Origin of the sequence: Maridesulfovibrio sp. FT414, from assembly GCF_050916235.1 — a bacterium.
GTDB lineage: Bacteria > Desulfobacterota > Desulfovibrionia > Desulfovibrionales > Desulfovibrionaceae > Maridesulfovibrio.
On sequence record NZ_CP104854.1, the window covers coordinates 2,007,184 to 2,029,108 of the forward strand.

The window sequence follows — 21,925 nt, forward strand, 5'->3', positions numbered from 1 at the left end:
TATGAGTTCACTGACCGCCGAAGAAAAATATCGCAATTTCATTCCTGACGAGAGCCGCAAGTATCTTGAAAAGATGTTTGCAGGATTCAAGGAAAAGGTCAGCATAGAGGTCTTCACAGAAGAAGGCCCGCACAATGAATATAATGAATTTACTCTGAATATCTGTCGAGCCCTCAACGTTCTTACAGACAGGATTGAATTGCGGGAATATGCGCTGGACAGCGAAAGAGGGCGCGAAAGAGAAGTCTTTGTAACCCCGACGGTACTGGTTGCCCCGGAAAGCTATGACATCAGGTTTCTCGGTGCTCCGGCCGGTGAAGAAGGCCGGGCTCTGGTTGAATCTCTGAATCTTGCCTCCAAGGGGATAGAGGGAATATCTGCAACCACCAGCGAAATTCTTGGAAAACTGAGTGACGAAAGGTTGATAAGGGTCTTTTCCAGTCCGACCTGCCCTTATTGCCCCGGACAGGCCATTAATGCCTTCAAGGCAGCCATAGCAAAGCCCGACAAGGTTTCGGCATGGTGCATATCCACTCTCGACAATGAAAATATGGCCCGCGAATACAAGGTCGGGTCAGTGCCCCATACTGACATCAATAATGCTGTCACATTCAAGGGACTTGAGCCGGAAGAGCAGTTCATGGCCCAGCTTGTATTCCTCAAGCCACTGGATGAAATTCTGGCGGAAATGCGTCAGCGACAGGTTCAGCCTGAGGAAACGGAATTTGAGGATATTGACCTGGTCATCATTGGTGGCGGCCCGGCCGGCATGAGTGCAGGTATTTATGCCAAAAGAAGCGGGCTCAGCTGTGTTATTCTTGAAAAGCAGGGCGTCGGCGGTCAGGTAGCCCTTACACCCAAGGTGGAAAACTATCCCGGCTTTACCAACATAAAAGGTTTTGAGCTGGTTGAAATACTCGGTTCCCATGCAAGGGAGTACACTGAAATCAACCAGTTTGCCGAAGTCAGGGAAATTCGCAAGAATTCGCGGTTTGAGGTCTTCACTGATGAGAAGAACTACCGGGCCAAGGGTGTACTGCTGGCTACCGGAGTAAACGTGCGTATGCTGGATGTTCCCGGAGAGGACAAGTTTTACGGGCACGGAGTCAGCTACTGCGCAACATGTGATGGAAATTTCTATCGTGGCGGCAAGGCGGTTGTGGTCGGCGGCGGTAATACTGCCCTTACAGATGCCCTGCACCTCAAGCATCTGGGAATTGAAACCACCATCGTGCACCGGCGAGATCAGTTCCGGGCTGAAAAGGTCCTGCAGGATTCGGTAGAGCGTGAAGGGATCAATGTCCTCTGGAATTCCGAAATTACTGAGATTGTCGGCGACGAGCAGGTTGAATCAGCAAAGATCAGAAACACCAAGGATGGCAGCGAATTAACTCTGGATACCGATGTTGTCTTTGTGGCGATCGGCCATACAGCAAACACCGCGCTGGCTGAAAAGCTTGGTGTTGAATTGCGGCCGGACGGGTTTATCAAGGTCGATCCAAGTCAGCGGACCAGTGTGGAGAGGGTCTATGCTGCCGGGGACGTAACCGGCGGTGTCCGGCAGATCATAACTGCAACCGGACAGGGCGCTGCTGCTGCCTTGACCGCTTTTGACGATTTTACCCGCATGTTTGAAGAGGTTAAGCCACTGCCCAAGAATATCTGGTAATTCTTAATGCTCCTGGCGACCTGAGGGGAACTTTTGATTTGTCACTCCGGTGACTTACCCCTTCTCTTTCACTCAGGTTCACCGGTGGAAACTTTAATACCTCAGCATCATTGCAGAATATGGTATGCACCCCATCAGGTGGACAAGGTTAATAAGCCGCTTTAGGCTGGTTAAACCTTTAACCTGATGGGGTATTTCTATGAGCAAAACAAGGAATTCATATTCTATTGAATTTAAGAAAGAAGCTGCCCAGCAATATATTAATGGTGATGAAAGTCTACGTAAGGTGTGTGCCCGTTTAGGCATAGCTGATGATAGAACTTTGCGGGATTGGGTTGGCAAAGTTCAACGTGGTGAATCGTTAGAAGATGGTCGTGGCAAGGGTGATCATCCACGGCGAGAACAGATAGAGCGTGTCCCTGATCTGTAGGAGGCAAATTTAGATCATCAAAAGCACATTACATATCAGCCCGCAAGCCTCTCGAAATCATACTACACCCGGACAAGGGACCAGGAGTAATGCTCTTTATCTCCGGCACGATACTTCAGGGATTTTTCAACCTTGAAGCCCAGAAGTTCCGTTTCTCCGCTTGCCGGTGCAGGATCATTGGACAGGATCACCACCCGCCCGGTAGGGGACAGCATCGGATCAACAAAAGGAAGCAGATCCTTCCAAGGCATGAAAGCCTTGCTCAATATAAGGTCTGCGGGAAGCAGCTTCGGGGGTATTTTTTCAGCCCGGCACTGGAACACTTCAGTACGGGGCAGCTTCATGGCCCGCAGGGCAGTCCGCATAAATATCGAACGTTTCTGGCGCGACTCTACAAGATTATATATTCCCTTCTGCCAGACACAGCGCAGGGGAATACCCGGAAGCCCGGCACCGGCACCAAGATCAAGGGTTACGGGTGATTCAGCAAGGTCAAGGGAGTTAAGGAAATCAGCCAGATGCAGGCTGTCCGCAACCAGAGAGCTGAAGACCTCCTCCCAACCGGCAGGACCGACCAGATTCATGGATTTATTCCATTTTTCAAGCAGGGTCAGATACTCGGCAAGAGCCTGTGCCTGACCTTCGGTTGAACGGAAATCATCATCAAGACAGTCATCCTGGACAAGCGGTCTTCCGGATTGATCTGCGGCCTCGATAATATCCTCAATACTCATTGCTGTTTCGGTCATTTATCCCTCCTCACTGTTCCCGGCAGATTGCACACAAAGGGTTTCCTTGGCAACAGAGGACTTGCGCAGCAGGGAACGGATCGAAAGCAGCACTGCAACAACGCAAAGCCCGGAAAGGGTTATCAGCGAAATGTGCATTACACTCAGGTATCCTGCGGCAGATTCAGGTGTTACCGGAGCATTGCCCATTATCGTGGAGATGCATACGGCAATTATCACCATACTGAAGACCATCCCCAGAGTCCTGAGTCCGCCGGCCACAGAGGAAGCAAAGCCGAAGCGGGACGGAGGAACACTGCACATCAGGATCATCATATTCGGGGAAGAGAAGAGTGAGAAACCGATACCCAGTACGACGAACATGACATAGAGATAGCTGATGTCAGTATCGGCCGTTACCAGAGCTCCCATGATTGTTCCAACTGTGCAGGCAAGCATTCCAAGCAGGGCAAGAAGACGCGGTGAAAACCTGTCTGCCAGCCTGCCGCAGGGCGGAGACAGCAGGGCCTGTACAATCGGCTGAACCACCAGCACAAGACCGGCATCATGAGGAGAAAAACCCTTTACCGACTGAAGATAAAGGCTGAACAAAAATACTATACCAAATGTTCCAGCGTAGTTGATGAACTGCACAAGTGCCGCGTCAGAAAAATCAAGCCGTTCCTTGAAAATTGTCAGCTCGATAAGCGGAGACGCAGACCTGTTCTGCATGTAGACAAACAGCCCGAACCCCAGAATCCCTGCAATCAGCAGCAACGGGCCGAACCATCCGGAACCCAGGCTTGTTCCGCCGAATACAATTGCCGCGACAGACAAGGCCACAACAACACTGCCGAAATAATCGAATTTTTCCGCAGAAGCACGGAATCTGGATTCCAGATTAAGATGGGCAACAATATAGGATATTCCCAGCGGAATCATTCCAAGCCAGAACAGCCAGCGCCAGCCTAAATGAGTGGTAACCAGCCCTCCGACATACGGACCGGCGGAAAGCCCTACGTATACGGCGGCAACAGCCAGCCCCATGGCCCGCCCGCGTTCCTCCTTTGGCACTGAATCTGTCAGCAGAGCCATGTTGGTTGCTATCCCCATGCCCCCGGAAATACCCTGGGCCATGCGCAGCAGGATTACTGTCTCAATATTATGGGCAAAACCCAGCAGGAAGGTGGTTATTGCGTAAAGCAGCACCCCCAGCCTGAACATGGGCTGCCGCCCGTGCATATCGGCCAGTCTGCCGAAAGGAAGCAGTAAGGCCGCCACACTGCCGATGTAAATTGATTCAACAAGACTTAAATCCAATCCGCTGGCACCGAACTCCATGCCCATGACCGGCAAAGTAATTCCCACTGCGGAAAACATGAACGGCATGGTAAACTGGGTTACTGCCACCGTGAATATTACTGCTTTTTTCTTTGATTCATTCATAGCCAGCCTCTCCGGCTCAGCCTTGTTTCCGAATGTCCTTCATGGATCATACAGGGAAATATTATTATACGAAAAGTTCTCCGAACTCTTGAAAAATTATATGCGGACAAAACAACATAACATTCCATAATCAGAGGATTTCCCAGACCCTGGGCATATCCAGACGTTCCCGGCAATTGTCGATAATTCTGGTTATAAGGTCTAACAGAACTTCTCTTTCTCCGAGGCTGAGACCTGTTAACATCAGTTCATTGCTCTCCCTAAGAACTAAATGCAACTCATCAAATACAGCCAATGATTTTTTCGAAGGATATACCAGTTTCTGGCGACGATTCTCAGGGTTTTCCTCTCTGTAAATAAACCCGTCTTTTTCAAGCCTTGCCACAGCCCTTGCCGTAGCTCCCTTGTCTACACTCAGGACAGTGGAAATCTCATCCTGCGTCCTTCCCGGATGGCGTACCGCCTGCATTATGAAACCTATCTGGCAGTAAGTGATACCGAATTTTTCCAATTTGTCAGAAAGAACCGACTTATGAAGCCTGACCATCTGGGAAACCATGTAGCCGAATGAAGCTTGTCTCGACACCACTACCTCCAATGTCGACGATTATGTTGACCTGTCAACTGTTGACTTATCAACTGTTGACGAGACAACTAAATATCATTCCTCCGCATGTCAATACACAGCCCGCTGGAAAAACTGTTCTGAGAGCGGTTTTATTGCTTATGCTCTGCAAAACCGGTAAATAAAAAGAAATCACATTAAGGACTGGAATTTGAACTATCCTCAACAGCACAAAAGCCGATTCTCGGCCCTGTTGGCAAATGCCGCACGGCTGGCGCTGGCCGCCGGATTGATCTGGTGGCTGATCGGATCAGGAAGCATAAAACTCGACTATCTGTACGTTCCACACGGCCGCATCCACATGCTCATTACCGGCGCAGCGGCACTGCTGGCTGCAATGATCCTCAGCGGGGTACGGTACAGGGAGCTTATCAACGGAAGCGGGGTATCCATGTCTCTTGCCGATAGCTTAAAGGCAAGTGCTATCATGTATTTTTTTACCCAGTGTGTTCTCGGACCGGCAAGCGGTGATGTGGCGCGGTACTTCTACACAATTAAATCAACCGGAAACCGCACCGGGGCCGGTGCCGCCATCATTGTAGACCGGTTCATAGGTATCATGGGCCTGTTCATGCTGGCCGGAATCGGAATGATCCTGAACTGGTCGCTTGTGGAATCATCAGCGCCCCTGCGACTGATAGCCATCCCTCTGCTGACCCTGCTGAGCGGTCTCTGGCTGGGCTTTTTTCTTGGACTTCTTTCCCTGATCAAAAGCAGAAAGACCGCCCTCATAACAGGGGCCATCTTTCCGGTACTGGCATCTATAATGTGTACGGGAGGATTCTCAAATTTTCTGGGAAACGAAGTCGGTCCAGTTCTGCTGATTGTTTCAATTTCCGCATTGGCTGCACCCTTGGTGGCCCCGGAACTGCTGGAAGGAGGCTATATCCGTGAGAAAATTCTGCGCGGCTCCGTACTCGGAACCAAAGCAGGGGAATTTATTTCAGCGCTGCTGGTTTTCCGGAAATGCCCGAAAGTAGTTGCCGCTACAATAGCCATAACCGCACTACAGCACATGCTCTTTATTGTTGCGCTGTACCTTTTCGCCATGGCCCAGAACCTTCCGGCTGTACCTGATTTTTCGCAAATATTCTTTTCTGCCCCGCTTGCATTCCTTGCCGGAATAATTCCAGCACCAGCGGCCGGTCTTGGAGTCAACGAAGCAGCATTTGAAACTCTATTGCTTCTTGCTTCAGCCAATACAGTAAAAGCAGGAGCCTCCATCTACCTGATGCACCGCATCTGGACGACTTTGTTCAGTCTTTCCGCAATACCGTTTTTGATAAATCCGGGAACAAAAAAGGTTGCCTCCCAATAAAACGTATGCTCAACTGCTTACATAATCAACCAACGATTATATAATATATATCATCAAATTACACAGGATATAGAATGGCAAACGTTCTTGTTATTGATGACGATCCTTTCATAGGAGAGCTGCTGGTAGACATAGCAAAAGAGCTCAATCACAACGGTGAAAATGCCCTTACCCTCAAGGAGGGAATGGCATTGGCCCGTGAGGAGCGCTTTGATGTTGTGTTTCTTGATGTTGTTCTTCCCGACGGAAACGGCCTGAACGCACTCCCGGAACTTCAACAGCTGGGCAACTGCCCCGAAGTTGTCATCATCACCGGAAAAGGAGATTCCAAAGGAGCGGAACTGGCCATCAACTCCGGAGCCTGGGACTATATTGCCAAACCGGCAAGTGTTGAGGACTACCTGCTGCACATGCAACGTGTGCTGCAGTACAGAACTGAAAAACAGGCATCCAGACCGAAACTCGGACATCATAACATAGTAGGGCGGTCGACCTCAATAATACGCTGTCTGGATCAGGCAGCCAAGGCAGCGGAAAGCCATGTCGGGGTACTCCTGCTTGGAGAAACCGGTACAGGCAAGGAACTGTTTGCACGGGCCGTACATGATAACAGCTCAAGACGCACTGGCCAGTTCGTCATAGTCGACTGTGCTTCAATCCCGGAAAATCTCGTAGAATCCATTCTTTTCGGGCATGAACGCGGGGCATTTACCAGTGCCGACAAATCCCAGAAGGGACTGATCTCAAAAGCTGACGGCGGAACACTTTTCCTTGATGAAGTAGGAGAGCTGCCGTTGCAGCTTCAAAAATCATTCCTGCGCGTGCTTCAGGAACGGACCTATCGTCCGGTAGGAAGTCAGGAAGAACTTGAAAGCGATTTCCGGCTTGTAGCTGCCACCAACCGCGACCTGGAGGCCCTGGTGCAGGCCGGGAGATTCCGCCAGGATCTGCTCTACCGTTTGCAGGCATTCACCATAGAACTACCTCCTCTGAGGCAGAGAGGCGATGACATCTCCAGTCTGGCCCGCTACTACCTGAACAAACTGGCAGTTGATTTCGGAGCATCACCGATTGCAATTTCAGAAGAATTCCTGAACACACTAAAATTCTATTCCTGGCCCGGAAACGTGCGGGAATTGTTTAATGTTCTTGAACAGGTGTTTACTGCAAATACCGCGGCAGGCGAATTTCTGCCCATTCACCTTCCTGTAAAAGTACGTGTTGCCGCTGCGCAGGCTACCGTTCTGCCAAGTACTGAAAGCAGAAATACCCTGACAGTGATACAGGGTAACAAGTTCAAAAAAAACAAGAACATAAATCATGGTCAGGAAATTTATGTTCCTACCAGAAGCAATACAACTCCTTTCCCGCAATTAAAGGACTACAGAGATCAGGCACTGGAACAGGCTGAAAAACTTTATCTTGAAAGTCTGATAATGCACTGCAGGGCGAATATGAATGAAGCTGCAAAAACTGCAGGAATCTCCGTGTCGCGGCTATACGCACTGCTCAAGAAATACGACATAAGGAAAAAATTCATCCTCGACTGACCGCCCTGAAAAGAGTTTACTATATAATTATCAGGAACCGTTCACTTCGAAAGTTGCTTTTATAGTGTTTATCCAGTTATGTTCTTTCGTAAATCAAATCCTCAGCACCTGTGAGCACTCAAGGAAACTTATGGAGAACCTGCCAAGCCTTAAAAGATTCGGTGAAAAACTGGACCTGTTGAAACAGCTTGTGACGGATGGAAATTCGGAACAGGCCGACAGCCTTGCCCAGACCATATTTGAGGATTACGCCCTCTCCCGCGATAACTGCCTGCATCAGGAAGATACCCTGATCGATACCCGCAATTCTCTCTGCGATATAACGGAACGGGCTGAACAACTTGAACACAGGCTGAAGGAAACTCTTTCCGCCTATAATTCGAACATTCGTACCTTCAGGAAATTCTGCACCACACAGCAGTACATGAACAGCTTGAAATCAATCGCCGAACTCCCGGAATTATTGCAGAATATCGCCGTGGAACTGGATGTTTTCAAGGTTTCAGTTGTTCTTGACAGAGAACTGTGTTCCGGAATTCCGGTTGGAGAAACACCAACACTCCATATGAAAGGCTGCATGCGTTATATTGATGCAACACTCAGCAGCAGCAAAAACAGAATTTTCATCGGCCCGATTTCCAAGATGATGCGCCCGGACATATTCTTCGGCGATCAGGACATGTCTCCTGCAATTGACGGATCATGCTTTGCCTTCGGATTAATGGACAAGTACAGCCCAGATACACTGATCGGACTTTTTTCCATCTACGACCCTTCTACAGACCGTTATCACCCGGAAATGGGAACAGACTTTCTGGAGCACTTCAGCAGTTCCCTTGCATCAACAATAATTAATGTCATCAGTCACCAGCGAGCCGCTCTTCTCAGGCAGGACGTGGATAGAATAACAAGACACGACCTGAAAACACCGCTTAACGCCGTCATCAACCTTCCCCAGATTCTTCTTTCATCTGAAAATGATCCTGGCAGGGCTGAGCTGATAAAAACAATTCAGGATGCCGGCTACAGGATGCTTGGGCTCATAAACAGATCTTATGACATCTACCGCATGGAATCTGGTAACTACATATTGAAACCGGATCAGGTTGATCTGCTGCGGTTGACAGGAAAAATCAGGCTTGACCTGCTTGGAATGATTGAATCAAAGAAGATTCAATTTAAAGTCACAGTAAACGGGCAACCTCCATCAGGGGGCCACACTTTTCTGGTAAAAGGGGAGGAGCTGCTGCTTTTTTCAATGCTTGCAAACCTGGTAAAGAACAGTATTGAAGCAGCTCCGCAGAACAGTGAGGTCTGCATTGATTTCGCTGACGGAAACGGAATCAGGATCAAGATTCATAATCCCGGAGAAGTCCATCAGGCAATCAGGGACAGGTTTTTCGATAAATATGTCACTTATGGAAAGAAAGGTGGAACCGGCCTCGGTACATACTCAGCCATGCTCATAGCAAAGGCCCATGGTGGGGATATACACATGGAAAGCACGGCTGAAGAAGGAACTTCTATACTTATTTTTATCTAGATAATCATAGAGCTCCGGAATTTGACGGAAGCCTGAATATGAATTTGGCTCCCTGACCCGGATTAGACTCAATACTGAAGCTGCCCTGATGGTTTTCGGTTATTATGAAGTATGAAACAGACATACCGAGCCCTGTTCCCATCCCCTTGGGCTTGGTGGTAAAAAACGGCTCAAAAACCCTTCTGCGTACAGAATCTTCCATTCCCGGACCGTTGTCTTCTACTTCAGTTACAACGTATTCTCTGTCCTGGCTGATCCTGATCACAATTCTTGGATTCCGATTTTCTGCGGTCATGTTGTGCATCGCCTGAGCGGCGTTGCCGAGCAGATTCAGCAGCACCTGCTCAATCTCGGTAGGCGAGCAGATAACGTATGGAAGATCTTCATCATATTCACGGATGATTTCAATCTGCCTGAAATCATACTTCTTCTTCAGGTCATAGTCCTGCGCGGCAAGGGCAACAGCTTTATCGGCCAGTTCGTTCAGTTTGCATGAAGTTCTGTGCACTTCCGGCTTACGACTGAAATTAAGCATATTGGCAATAATATCAGCAGCTCTGGATGCTGCTTCCCTTATTCCATCCAGCATCTTGAGTATTCCGCGAACCTCCACGTATTCATGAATGGTTTCAATGGAAACACCGAGCCTCTCAGCCTCCTGCGCATTCTTTTTCAATTTCAATGAAAGCCTGCGTTCAATGTTCTGTGCACCCTGAAGGATTGCCCCGAGCGGATTATTTATTTCATGGGCCATTCCCGCAGCCAGACCGCCTACAGACATCATTTTTTCAGTCTGAACCATCACCTCCTCAATGCGAACCCTGGCAGTAACATCATCAAGCCTTACAACAGCCCCTTCCAGACCATCAGTTATAAGAGGGTAGATGGTTATATCCTCGTAATGCATTTCCCCATCTATCATACGCGGTACACGAATGCGCTCCTCGGTATTGCCTTCGATTATTACGGGACGGGCACGTTCAAGCTCTGCCGCAAGCTCAGGGAAAACATCCTCTAGCTTCATTCCACGCACTTCTTCATAACTGCGGCCGGTTGCCCTGACAGCTCCGGCATTCCACTGATTAATCGCCCCTCCTGCATCGACACCGACAAGTATTGAAGGCATGGAATCAAGTATGTTCTTCTGGTGGTTGCGAAGACGTAAGAGTTCCAGACGGGCCTTGTCGTGCTCGGTAATCTCAGTCTCAAGCTGGTCATTGGCAGCAGAAAGTTCACGATTGCCCATTTCAAGAGCCTTCAGGAGCTTCTCCTTTTCATCCATCCCGGCCTTTATGGAATTGATCATTTCATTGATAACAATTCCAAGCTCCCGTGTTTCCGTAGGCCCTTCAACAGGTATATCTGCCGCTGTAACACCGCCTTCACGGACATCACGGGCCCCGGCAGTAAGCTTAAGGAGCGGATGGACAATCCTGCTGGACAGAATGGTGGCGAATGTAAGCGCCAGAGCCAGCACTCCCACTGAGAGCATTATTATCTGACTGCGCAGTTCCTGTCCGGGCTGCTTAAGCTCATCCTTGTAGACGGATGCACATATGTACCAGTCAAGAGGCTCGAAATATTTGACATACGCTCTTTTCCTAAACGAAAAATTACCAATCCCTGTATTGGGCTTATCCCATATATACTCATGAATTCCGGTCTCGTGCGCAGCTTTTCTCAATTCATCAAACAAAGGCTTCCCGGTTTCAGGGTTAACCAGTGTACTCACATCCTTCCCACGATATGACGGATGAATAAGAAGCTCTTTCTTTCCCGAAAAAATAAATACATATCCGCTTTTACCGATTCTTATACTGGAGAGACTGTTGCGGAGTTCATCAAGGATGGCCTCCAACCTTTTATCAACATCCTTGTCGATATCATCCATGTAAACCCCGGAACCGATAATCCAGTCCCATTGCTTGAAAAGAGAGACATAAGATAGTTTGGGCTGCTCTTCGCTTAAACCATCCGGAAGCGGTTTTGGCCATAGATAGTCAACATATCCGCTACCATAAGCTGCGCAGACTTCTCGGAAGGCTACAGCGAGGTTTTTACCTGTTCCCTGCGCACTGTTATAAATAGGGTCGTCAAGTACAGCTCCTTCAAGATTTGGCATTGTGGGGTGCATAACCATTTTAGGTATAGGAATTGTTGTATCAGTAACCCAAATATACCCTACACCTTTATCGTAACGTATGCCTTTAAGCTGCTGAAGGCTTATCTTCTTTGCTTCTTCCTCAGTAATAATTCCATTTTCATAATTCTGATAATTAAGTTCTACAATGCTTAAGGCTATCTCTACTATGTCCTTCAATTCATTTTTACGAAGCTCAATTGCAGCTTCCCTGAAATATACAAGACTTTGATATTCTGTTGAAACGTTAAGCAATGTTGAATCAATCAACTCCTGAGCATGATTGAATTCTGTCACGTATACCGCATTGGTAACCTCATGCTGGGCAAAGAAAGTCAACGAGGCTGTGGTCATTATCACCAGCCCGGCTGCAAACAGCAAAATGATTGCCCGCATTGATTTAAACATGAATTCTCCAGAATTATTGTGCTTTTTTTCAGCTATCAAGGATTACATTTTGCTTAACTTTAGCACACTAACAACCGATGGTAAAAGAAAAATGCTTCAGCTTGCAGTCATAAAAACCTGTTAAAACATAATATTATAATTCATTGGCTCCACAAATGAGTCCTCCGGATGCTCTGTGCGGCTAGTCCAGATGCGCTTTATGTTTGTGATATCTGATTCCGCCGCCGTAGTCCCAAGGAAGCTTAGTAAACAGCCGTATATTCTTAAACCTGCCAACAGTTCTAAGAAACAGGGAACAACGCTGAAAGTGAAACTTACGATGTCCGGATTATGCCGGAATAAAATGCACTATCAGGGCCATCAAGCAAAAGAAAAGACAAAACCTTAATCCGAATTACGGAACATTCAGGACCAGAAAACAACGAAGCAACCGAAGGAACAGCTTCAGCAAGGCATTTAACCATTTCCTCTTCGTCTTCGCGTTCAGATACTTCAGCAAACACACCGGTTACAGTCAGTGCCTTTATGTTCTCACGATCATTTTCAAGCTTTACATCACGGTCATCAACAAGCAGGCTTACCTGCGGATTATTAATAAGATTCGCCCACTTCGTGCTGTCCCTGCGGGTAATCATATAGACTTCCATGCCGTCATCACTGCAGCAATAGGCCATCAGCGAGGTATACGGACCATCAGCTCCCTGAGTTGCCATGACCAGCATGTTGCTGCTGCGCAAAAATTCCATACACTCATTGATTCTGCTCTCACGATCAACCATACATCCTCCTGAACAGTGGCTGGATTGATAATCAACAGGCCTGTGTTTTATTTATAACAAAAAAGCCAGAGAAACCATTGGATAAAGTTTCTCTGGCCCTAAGCAAATCCATTCCAGGGGATCTACAGCATATCAGCGCTCATCAGTCGAAAAGCTCCCTCTGACCTTCAATCAGGTCATTGATGACAGAAGCATCTGAAAGCGTTGAGGTATCCCCGAAATCCCCTTCACCCGTGGCAATACGCCGCAAAATTCGGCGCATTATCTTCCCGGACCTTGTCTTGGGCAGACCTTCTGAAAACTGAATCGCCTCCGGTACAGCAAGAGGACCGATTTCCCTGCCTACCCATTCACGCAAGGATTCGCGGGTCTCGTCATCCTCATCCATACCCGGACGCAAAGTGACATAGGCGTAAATGGACTGACCCTTTACCTCGTGCGGTATGCCGACAACAGCAGCTTCAGTCACATCAGGATGCGCCACAAGGGCAGACTCTATTTCCGCTGTTCCCAGCCTATGACCGGAAACATTGATAACATCATCCAGTCTTCCCATAATCCAGAAAAAACCATCGCTGTCTACACGAGCGCCGTCACCAGTCTCGTACATGCCGGGGAAACGTTCGAAATAGGTACGGCGGTAACGGTCCGGATCATTATGGATGGACTGTACAATTCCCGGCCACGGATCCTTTATGACCAGATGCCCGCCCTCATTCACGTCCGCAGGCGATCCGTCGCTGCGAACAACTGCGGCATTTATGCCGGGAAGCGGCCTTGAAGTGGAGCCGGGTTTGAGCCTGCCGGCATAAGGCAGGGGGGAAATAAGGATTCCACCTGTCTCAGTCTGCCACCAGGTATCCAGCAGCGGCAGCCTGCCCTTGCCAACATGCTCATGAAACCACATCCATACTTCCGGGTTGATGGGCTCACCAACTGTTCCAAGAATGCGCAGTGACGGCATACCGAACTTGGAAGTCCACTGCGTGCCTTCACGCATAAGCGCCCTTATTGCTGTAGGAGCCGTATAGAAAACACTCACTCCGTAGCGGGTGATTATTTCCCAATAGCGATCGGGTCTCGGATAGGTCGGGACTCCTTCATAAAGAAGAGTTGTCGCCCCAAGAGCAAGCGGCCCGTAGACAGTATAACTGTGTCCGGTAATCCAGCCCAGATCGGCGGTGCACCAGTGAACATCGTCGTCCTTTAGATCGAACACCCACTTTGAAGTGTGGGCGGTAATGGTCATGTACCCGCCGACCGTGTGGACAACACCCTTGGGCTTGCCGGTACTCCCGGAAGTATAGAGTATGAAAAGAGGATCTTCTGATTTCAATTGTGCGGGCTTGCAATAGTCCTCTATGTCGGAAGCTGTAACGGCTTCATGCCACCAGGTATCGCGTCCTTCAAAAAATTCTATCTCTGTTCCGGTACGCCGGACCACTATGACCTGTTCAACCGAAGGACACTCAAAAAGGGCCTCGTCAGCATTGCGCTTCAAAGGGATAACCTTGCCTCCGCGCAGGACACCGTCTGCGGTTACAAGGACCTTTGCATCGCAATCAAGAATTCTGTTCTGCAGGCTTACAGCTGAAAAACCGGCAAAAACTACAGAATGTACAGCACCGATGCGGGCACAAGCCAGCATGGATATTACCAGTTCAGGAACCATCGGCAGATACAGGGCGACGCGGTCTCCTTTGCCTATGCCCATTTTTTTCAGGACATTGGCAAACCTGCACACTTCCCTGTGCAGCATGTGGTAGGTATAGACAGCAACTTCGTTTTCGGGTTCGCCCTGCCAGATCAGCGCGGCCTTGTTCCGCCTTCCTGCTTCAAGATGGCGGTCAAGGCAGTTGTAGGAGGCATTGATACGCCCGCCGGTAAACCATTTATATTCTTTTTTTTCTGAATCGCTCTCAAGAACGGTGTTGAAATCCCGTTGCCAGGACAGCAGCTCTCTGGCCCTCTCAGCCCAGAATCCTTCAGGATCTTCAGAGGCTTTTCTGCTTTCCTGCTCATATTTATCCTGATCAACAAAAGCCTGTCCCTGCATCCCTGCAGGCGGATCAAAAGTCCGCTGTTCATTCATCAGGCTTTCAATAGCTTTATCACTCATTTTTACTGGCTCCGGGTCACCGTTTCTTTGAATATATTGTGCACTTCTGTTAATCATATACTCTGTTTCCGTCACCTTGAACAGGGTTGCTGCATCGATTGTTCTCTTAATTTTTCAAAGGAAAAACAAATACCATCCCGGTTTTGCTTGATATGGCTGCCGATCAGCAGGTATGAGGGTAACTGTCAGTGGATACAGTCTGAACGATCAAAACGAGGACTTCATGAGCGTTACCAATCTGGAATATCTTTTTCAGCCGAGATCTATAGCCGTTGTCGGTGCAACCAATGATCCGTCCGATCCGGGACACATTCTGATGCGCAATCTCATGGGCGGAGGTTTTCTCGGCCCGGTGATGCCTGTAAGTACGGATGCCGAAGCCATCTCCGGTGTTCTTACCTACAAGGACGTTGGAGATCTGCCAAAAGTACCTGACCTTGCCGTAATATGCCGTCCGCTTCAGGAATGCCCTGAACTGCTCGCAAGACTTAGAGAAATCGGGGTTAAAGCTTCCGCACTGGTAGGCCCCGGCTTCAGCTCAATGCCTGACGATGAACGCAAGAAGCTCCGCAGTGAACTTCTGCGCGCGGCCAAGTCTCCGAACATGCGAATACTGGGGCCCAAAAGCCTCGGATTCATTGTTCCGTTCATGAACCTCAATGCCAGCCTTGCTCCACTGCCCGCAAAACCTGGTAAGATAGCCTTTGTTTCACAATCGGACAGCTTCATACCCACTGTTCTGGACTGGGCGGCCACCAATGACATCGGCTTTTCACATGTTATTTCACTCGGCAGCCGCATTGACCTTACTTTTGCGGATGTGCTCGACTATCTCGGTTCCGATGCCCAGACCCGCTCCATCCTGCTTTATATCGAAGCCATCAACGATGCCCGTGAATTCATGTCCGCAGCACGTGCTGCCTCACGCAACAAACCTGTTCTGGCCATACGTCCGGGGCAGTCACTGCAGCATGTAACCCGTGAGCTTTCAAAGCTCGGCAACCCCATGACTGCGCGCACAGACGAAGTGTACGACGTAGCTTTCCGCAGGGCCGGAATGCTGCGCGTGCAGACCATAGACGGACTTTTCGACGCAGCACAGACCCTTGCCAGCCTGCGCCAGCCGGTACGCGGCAACAGACTTGCCATTATAGTCAACGGAGCAAGCGCCGGGCTTACCGCTGCAGACGGGCTTATTCGGCGCGGCGGAACACTTTCAAACCTTTCGGATGAAACCATCGCCGGGCTGGATGAAATATTTGACGGGCACTGGAGCAAATCCAACCCTGTAACCATACGATACAACACGCAAGGTCAGAAGTATCTCGACGCACTCAAGGTACTCATCAAGGACAAGGATGTGGATGCGGTGCTGGTGGTACATGTTCCTTTTGCCGGAATTTCCAGCCTTGAGGTTGCCGATGTTCTTGCAAAAGGGATTAAACGGATCAGGCGAATGGTGCTGACATCATGGCTAGGTTCAGACATGTCCCGCAAGTCCCGCAGGGTCTTTTCCCATGCCGGAATTCCTACATATGTAAGTGCGGACCAGGCGGTACGGGCCTTTATGTACATGGCCGAATACCAGCGCAACCAGGAACTGCTCACAGAAACCCCGGACTCTCTGCCAACCGACTTCTTCCCGGATACCACAACTGCCCGCGAAACCATCTACAAAGCCATTTCACAGGGGCGCGAACTGCTCACCGAGCCTGAAGCCAGAAAGGTGCTGGCCGCCTATGGTTTGCCGGTTGTGGACACTCGTGTCGCCCTCTCGGCCCGCGAAGCTGTAATTGCAGCGGACGAAATCGGATGTCCTGTAGCCCTGAAAATCCGCTCTCCGCAGATCAGCCAGCCTTATGATGTCGGCGGGGTTGTGCTCGACCTTGAAAGTCCTGAAAAAGTCTGGGAAGCAGCGGCAACCATGCTCACCAGAGTCAACCGGCAGCGCCCGGACGCCTATATCGAAGGCTTCACGGTCCAGAAAATGGGGCGCAGGCTCGGAGCTCATGAGCTTTTCATTTCCGCATCCGCTGACACAACCTTCGGGCCCATCATCCATTTCGGACACGGCGGCATGACCCGCGAGGTGGTCCGCGATCAGGCCATCGCCATGGTCCCACTCAACATGAGCCTTGCCCGCGAACTGATCAGCAGAACCAGAATATCGAGACTTCTTTCCGGAACTCCAACCCAGCCCCCGGCCGATATTGATGACCTCTGCCTGACCCTTATTCAGGTTTCGCAGCTCTTTATCGATATTCCGCAAATAGTTCACCTGGACATCAACCCGCTCTACGTCGACGACACCGGCGTTCTGGCCCTTGGTGCCAAGATAACGGTAGCGGAGTGCAACACCAACTGTCCTCAGCTCGCTATAAGGCCGTATCCGCGAGAACTTGAAGAATGCGTTGTCCTCAAGGATGGGCGTCATATCACCCTGCGCCCCATACGCCCAGAAGACGAACCAGCACATTACGAATTCCTCAGCAAAGTTTCTGACGAAGACATGCGCATGCGCTTCTTCGGCGTGGTGCGCAGGGACTTTGATCACAAAGACATGTCCCGCTTCACCCAGATAAACTACGACCGGGAAATGGCCTTCATCGCCACAGCCACAGGTGAGCACGGCAAGCCTGAAACTCTCGGCGTTGTGCGCACATCCACCAAGCCGGACAATTCAGAAGCTGAGTTCGCCATTGTTATCCGCTCTGACCTCAAAGGAACAGGACTTGGGTCCATGCTTTTCCATAAGATTATCCGCTACACCAAAGAGCGTGGAACACACTGGCTGGTTGGCCAGACCCTGTTCGAAAACAAGGCCATGCAGGGACTTTCAAAGAAATTCGGATTTGAAATAAGCGAAAATTACGAAGAAGACCTTGTTGAAATGCGCCTGGATTGCTCTAAAAAATAAGTACGCAATTAAAGATCAGAAAAGTAGAAACTCCCGCAATACTCAAGTGGTATTGCGGGAGTTTTTTCATAGCCTATATAGAATGCAGCAGCCTGAAACGGAAACCATCCCTTGGTTCTATTTCCGGCTTAACCGGATTAACTATTTTAATTACGACTTAACTTGTGAAATAAGCATTCCACAAAGCATGAGTCCGCAACCGATTACTCCCTGCATTGAAAGCATTTCGCCAAGCAGCAGCCAGCCTGCAATGGCGGCAAAAACAGACTCAAGGCTAAGAATAATGGCCGCATGGGCCGGCTTGGCATCCTGCTGCGCTACAACCTGCAGGGTGTAGGCAACACCTACCGACATAAGTCCGCCGTAAAGGATGGGAATTATCCCGCCTGCAATACCGGAAACAGTCACATCTTCGAAAATAAATGCCCCGATGAAACTGAACACGGAGCAGGCCGCAAACTGTCCGCTGGCGAATTTTACAGGGTCAACCTTGGTGGCCAGAAGGGAAATTACTATTACATGTCCTGCCCAGAAAAACGCACTGCAGAGAACAAGCAGGTCACCTTTTTCAATATGGAAGCTCTCGTTTACGGACAGAAGATACATGCCGATTACGGCCAGAACCGCTCCTATCCATGTCGGTAATCCTGTTTTCTGCCGGAAGAAAAGCCCGAATATGGGCACGAAAACAACATACAGTCCGGTAATGAAGCCGGCATTTCCGGCTGTAGTATAAACAAGTCCCCACTGCTGAAGAGTGGCACCCATGAACAATGCACCGCCGGCAAGCAGGCTCCCCTTGATGAAACTTGGGAAGTCCACCTCCTGATAGGTGCCGTCACGTTTCTTATCCCGGTCAATACGCATGATCAGGGGAAGAAGCGCAATAGTACCAAGCGCGAAACGGACCGCGTTGAAAGTCAGCGGTCCCATATAATCCATACCAACCCGCTGGGCGACAAAGGCAGCTCCCCAGATAATGGCGGTAATCATCAGCAGAATATCGGCTTTGAAACTTCTGGTGTTCATATCTTTGCCTCCTGCGGGCCTGTTGTAGCCATGTGTCACTTTCAAGCTGTTTAGTTTCAACACCCTTGATGACCGCAAATGGCATCCGACAACCAATGGAACAAGCCGTTGGTATTCCCGGTTAGTATTCAGGTATATTTTTGAAAAAAAAGACGTTTTTGCAGCAGATGCAAGTAAAGGAGAATGACTGCAAGCCATTGCCGCAGTCAAGCGAAAAAAATCCGGCAGAAGGATTATACTTCTGCCGGATTAACTTTATTATCTTCGTTCTTTTGCCCTATAACAATTTGTCAATACCCGTAGCGAAACCCGTTAAAAGTTTTTGGGATTCTTAAACCCTTTTGCAAAAGGTTTTAAGCCGCCGGAGGCATCCTTTCGGGCTAAAATCCAGACAAATTATTCGGACTCGATTTCCTCAACAGGTTCGGTAAGCAGGAATTCTCCATTCTCTATCCATGACTTGAGCTTGTCGGCGATTTCAAGAGAAATCACATGGCTTGTCAGGGGAACGGTCGGAATTTCCTTTCCGTTAAGGTTGATGGACCCGGACTTGAGCTCCTCCATCGTCACATGGGCCAGAATCTGGCCTACACCGTTGGGATAGTCGTACCCGTAATCCTTGACCGGCATCTGGATGTCCGCATCGCTTACACCGGTAAACCAGGCCATTTCCTCGTTGAGGATAGGAATGGGGATACCGACACCGACTGCGGCGGTACAACCGTATCCGGGGAAGCTCAGGCCGCGGAAGTAACGCGGATCCATATCTGCAACCTTGCTGCTCTTGAGCATGAGGGTTCCGGATGGGGTCAGAGGTATGCCGCGCTCATTGCGTTGCGGGGCCTTGTTATGCTGTGTTCCTGCACCGATCACGTATCCTTTCGCTCCGCCGAGGAATATGCGTGTGCCCAGACCGATGGTCTTCAGATACGGATCGTTGAAAAGTGGTGAAAGCTGTCCGGCAGTTGCAAAGTTGGCGTTGCGCTGGTTGGGTTTGAGCGGCCCCATGTAGGTATAAATGGTCCTGCTGGTCATGTTTACCGCGCAGTTGTAGTTCTGGTAGCAGTTGCGCGGGTTAATCATGGTTACGTCTTTGAGATCCTTCAGGGAGACATCCTTTTCGATCTCGCGGCGCGGATAGCAGTCGGTTCCATAGGCCTTGGCTTTCAGGCGTACGGTCTTTCCGGCGATGAGGTCCTCGATTACATGGCCTCCTCCGTATGCGAAACGACCGGGATGAACCTTATTCAAAGGATCATCCTCTGAAGGCTCGGTAACACCGATATAGGAGTCCACAGCAGCCAGACCGGCATAGCAGGGAACATTGTTCAGCCAGACCTGTGAAGTCTTCATCAGGGGCGGAACCTGCCCGATATTGAACAGCATGCCGGAAGAGCACATGGGAGAGAAGGTCCCGGTGGTGACAACATCTATCTCTTTGGCTGCTTCAACCTTGCCTTTGGAACGGACGATTTCGACCATTTCCTCAGCGTTGACGACAACAGCCTTACCTTTTTTGATTCGTTCGTTGATTTCTTTAATTGTCTTGTTGACTTCAAAGGTAGTGGCCATTCTTAGGACTCCGTTTGGAATTTGGTTAACTCACATGTTTGCAGGCGACTTGAAAATCATGATGCAGAATGCATAAAGGCAGCAGGGTGCAACGGCCTGCAGGACGAACAAGGATTGTGGCTCAAATGGGTCCATATTGCAATTTTATTTTTCCGGAAGGGTAGGAATTGTTTTTAAGGGTAAAAACGTTTTAGAGGGCTAATCCGGCTTGGCTTGAACTATATTTTAATGTATAAGAACCTGTGGTCGCGGGGGCAAAACTTAATCTCATTTTATTGTGATTTTTTATCTATTATTTCAGACACTTAAAACACCCGCAAAAAAATAATTATTCACGTGAAAGAAGCACTCAGAAATCACCTGTTGAATTCCTGCTCAGAGGCGGAACTTGTCCGCTGGTTCGACCCTATCAGCATCGATGTTTCAAATGAAACCGGAGACGTTGTCGTAACATTTCCGCATGCCTTTTTCGGTCAATGGTTCAGATCCAGTATCCAGGACCGCTTCGAGGAGCAGCTAGGCCTGTTTCTCGGTAGCGGATTCACTGTTTCCTATTCCAACAACGGCACAGCGGTACCTGCCGCCGGCGGTCAGGTCAGCAGTGCCAAGAAGATCGACTTTCCCTTCGGGCACAACTTCACCTTTGAAAACTTCCTGATCAGCAAAAAGAACTATTTTCCTCTTGCCTCGGCCAAGGAAGTAACCAGAGTTGATAATGTCTCATTCAACCCGTTCGTGATCTGTGGAAAAAGCGGCTCCGGCAAATCCCATCTGCTCAAGGCCATTGCCAACGAGATAAGCAAGAAGGTGGACCGGGAAAAGATTTTCCTGGGCAATGTCGACGATGTGCAGAACATCTATTCCGTACGCTTCGGAAATGATGCCATGCGCGCCAGAAGCCACTTCTTCGATTACGAGTACTTCTTTCTCGACGACCTCAAGCAGATTGGAAAATACGAACACCTGCAGCAGGAGCTTATCTCCATCTTCAACAACTTCTACGAGAACGGTAAGCAGATGGTCTTCAGCTGCACCGACAAGCTGGCCTCGTACGACTTTCTGGACAAGAACCTGAAATCGCGCCTTGAATGGGGACTGATCGTCACCCTCAAACGTCCGGATCTGGAAATCAGGGCCAGCTATGTTCAAAGACAGTGCAAGCTGAAAAAACTCCCGCTGAGCAAGGATCAGATCCTGACCCTTTCCCAGCGTTTTCAGGACTTCCGATACCTTCAGGGTATCATCATCAAACTTTCGGCATTCCGCGAACTTGTACGCAAAAACATGGATGACCGGGATTTTGAACATATTTTAAGCAACACAGAAGAGAAAGCGGATGAGACACTGACCACCGAATACGTCATCGAGTCTGTGGCAACCCATTTCAACCTTAAACCGTCCGACCTTACGGGTAGCAAAAGGCACAAGATGATCGCCCACGCAAGGCAGATCGCCATGTACCTGTGCCGGGAACTTCTTGGCATTTCATACCCGGCACTTGGAAGGACATTCGGAGGAAAAGACCACTCTACAGTTCTTTATTCAGTCAAAAAAATACAAGAATTACAGAGAGATGATAAAGTTTTGAAAAGGGTGTTGATAGACTTGAAGAATAAGTGTCTCCTGCGTGTATCAAACTGAAAATGTTCATG

15 protein-coding genes are annotated in these 21,925 nt (G+C 49.2%); 7 read left to right on the plus strand and 8 right to left on the minus strand.

Features of this window, described 5'->3' with window-relative positions:
- The first annotated feature begins 1 nt into the window (after nt 1).
- Nucleotides 2-1,669, plus strand: a complete 1,668-nt coding sequence (locus tag N7E73_RS08940; RefSeq protein ID WP_432738716.1) for an FAD-dependent oxidoreductase — start codon at nt 2-4, stop codon at nt 1,667-1,669.
- 199 nt (nt 1,670-1,868) lie between these two features.
- Nucleotides 1,869-2,099 (plus strand): transposase, encoded by a 231-nt coding sequence (locus N7E73_RS08945; RefSeq protein WP_432738717.1) that lies wholly within the window; start codon nt 1,869-1,871, stop codon nt 2,097-2,099.
- 62 nt (nt 2,100-2,161) lie between these two features.
- Here the strand turns inward: N7E73_RS08945 and N7E73_RS08950 are convergent, their stop codons facing one another.
- The 3 genes from N7E73_RS08950 to N7E73_RS08960 form a co-directional block, all read right to left on the minus strand.
- Entirely contained in the window at nt 2,162-2,848 is a 687-nt protein-coding gene (locus N7E73_RS08950) for a 16S rRNA (guanine(527)-N(7))-methyltransferase RsmG (RefSeq protein WP_432738718.1), read from the minus strand.
- Nucleotides 2,849-4,273, minus strand: a complete 1,425-nt coding sequence (locus N7E73_RS08955; protein WP_432738719.1) for an MFS transporter — start codon at nt 4,271-4,273, stop codon at nt 2,849-2,851.
- 130 nt (nt 4,274-4,403) lie between these two features.
- On the minus strand, nt 4,404-4,859 hold the full coding sequence (locus N7E73_RS08960; protein WP_432738720.1) for a MarR family winged helix-turn-helix transcriptional regulator: 456 nt from the start codon (nt 4,857-4,859) through the stop codon (nt 4,404-4,406).
- A 190-nt stretch (nt 4,860-5,049) separates the two neighbouring features.
- Here N7E73_RS08960 and N7E73_RS08965 point away from each other — a divergent pair, with 190 nt between their 5' ends.
- The 3 genes from N7E73_RS08965 to N7E73_RS08975 all read left to right on the plus strand — a co-directional run bounded on the left by N7E73_RS08965 (nt 5,050) and on the right by N7E73_RS08975 (nt 9,309).
- Entirely contained in the window at nt 5,050-6,216 is a 1,167-nt protein-coding gene (locus N7E73_RS08965) for a lysylphosphatidylglycerol synthase domain-containing protein (protein WP_432738721.1), read from the plus strand.
- A 74-nt stretch (nt 6,217-6,290) separates the two neighbouring features.
- Nucleotides 6,291-7,766, plus strand: coding sequence for a sigma-54-dependent transcriptional regulator (locus tag N7E73_RS08970; RefSeq protein ID WP_432738722.1), 1,476 nt, complete (start codon nt 6,291-6,293; stop codon nt 7,764-7,766).
- 130 nt (nt 7,767-7,896) lie between these two features.
- Nucleotides 7,897-9,309, plus strand: coding sequence for a sensor histidine kinase (locus tag N7E73_RS08975; RefSeq protein ID WP_432738723.1), 1,413 nt, complete (start codon nt 7,897-7,899; stop codon nt 9,307-9,309).
- Between the two features lie 4 nt (nt 9,310-9,313).
- On the opposite strand, the gene N7E73_RS08980 is transcribed toward N7E73_RS08975, so the two are convergent.
- From N7E73_RS08980 to acs, 3 genes are all read right to left on the minus strand, one after another.
- Nucleotides 9,314-11,857 carry a cache domain-containing protein gene (locus N7E73_RS08980; protein ID WP_432738724.1) on the minus strand — a complete coding sequence of 848 codons (2,544 nt, stop codon included), beginning with the start codon at nt 11,855-11,857 and terminating at the stop codon, nt 9,314-9,316.
- A gap of 314 nt (nt 11,858-12,171) precedes the next feature.
- Complete coding sequence (locus N7E73_RS08985; RefSeq protein ID WP_432738725.1) at nt 12,172-12,636, minus strand: pyridoxamine 5'-phosphate oxidase family protein; 465 nt, start codon at nt 12,634-12,636, stop codon at nt 12,172-12,174.
- A 142-nt stretch (nt 12,637-12,778) separates the two neighbouring features.
- On the minus strand, nt 12,779-14,755 hold the full coding sequence (gene acs / locus N7E73_RS08990; protein WP_432738726.1) for an acetate--CoA ligase: 1,977 nt from the start codon (nt 14,753-14,755) through the stop codon (nt 12,779-12,781).
- Nucleotides 14,756-14,978: 223 nt separating this feature from the next.
- Here acs and N7E73_RS08995 point away from each other — a divergent pair, with 223 nt between their 5' ends.
- On the plus strand, nt 14,979-17,672 hold the full coding sequence (locus tag N7E73_RS08995) for a bifunctional acetate--CoA ligase family protein/GNAT family N-acetyltransferase (protein ID WP_432738727.1): 2,694 nt from the start codon (nt 14,979-14,981) through the stop codon (nt 17,670-17,672).
- Between the two features lie 150 nt (nt 17,673-17,822).
- On the opposite strand, the gene N7E73_RS09000 is transcribed toward N7E73_RS08995, so the two are convergent.
- Nucleotides 17,823-18,701 (minus strand): DMT family transporter, encoded by an 879-nt coding sequence (locus N7E73_RS09000; protein WP_432738728.1) that lies wholly within the window; start codon nt 18,699-18,701, stop codon nt 17,823-17,825.
- A gap of 396 nt (nt 18,702-19,097) precedes the next feature.
- A complete protein-coding gene (locus N7E73_RS09005) occupies nt 19,098-20,273 on the minus strand; it encodes a homocysteine biosynthesis protein (protein ID WP_432738729.1) in 1,176 nt (391 codons plus the stop codon).
- Nucleotides 20,274-20,636: 363 nt separating this feature from the next.
- Between N7E73_RS09005 and N7E73_RS09010 the strand changes: the two genes are divergently transcribed.
- The gene (locus N7E73_RS09010) at nt 20,637-21,914 is read left to right on the plus strand and encodes a DnaA ATPase domain-containing protein (protein ID WP_432738730.1); all 1,278 of its coding nucleotides are present in this window, start codon (nt 20,637-20,639) and stop codon (nt 21,912-21,914) included.
- The last annotated feature ends 11 nt before the right edge of the window (nt 21,915-21,925 follow it).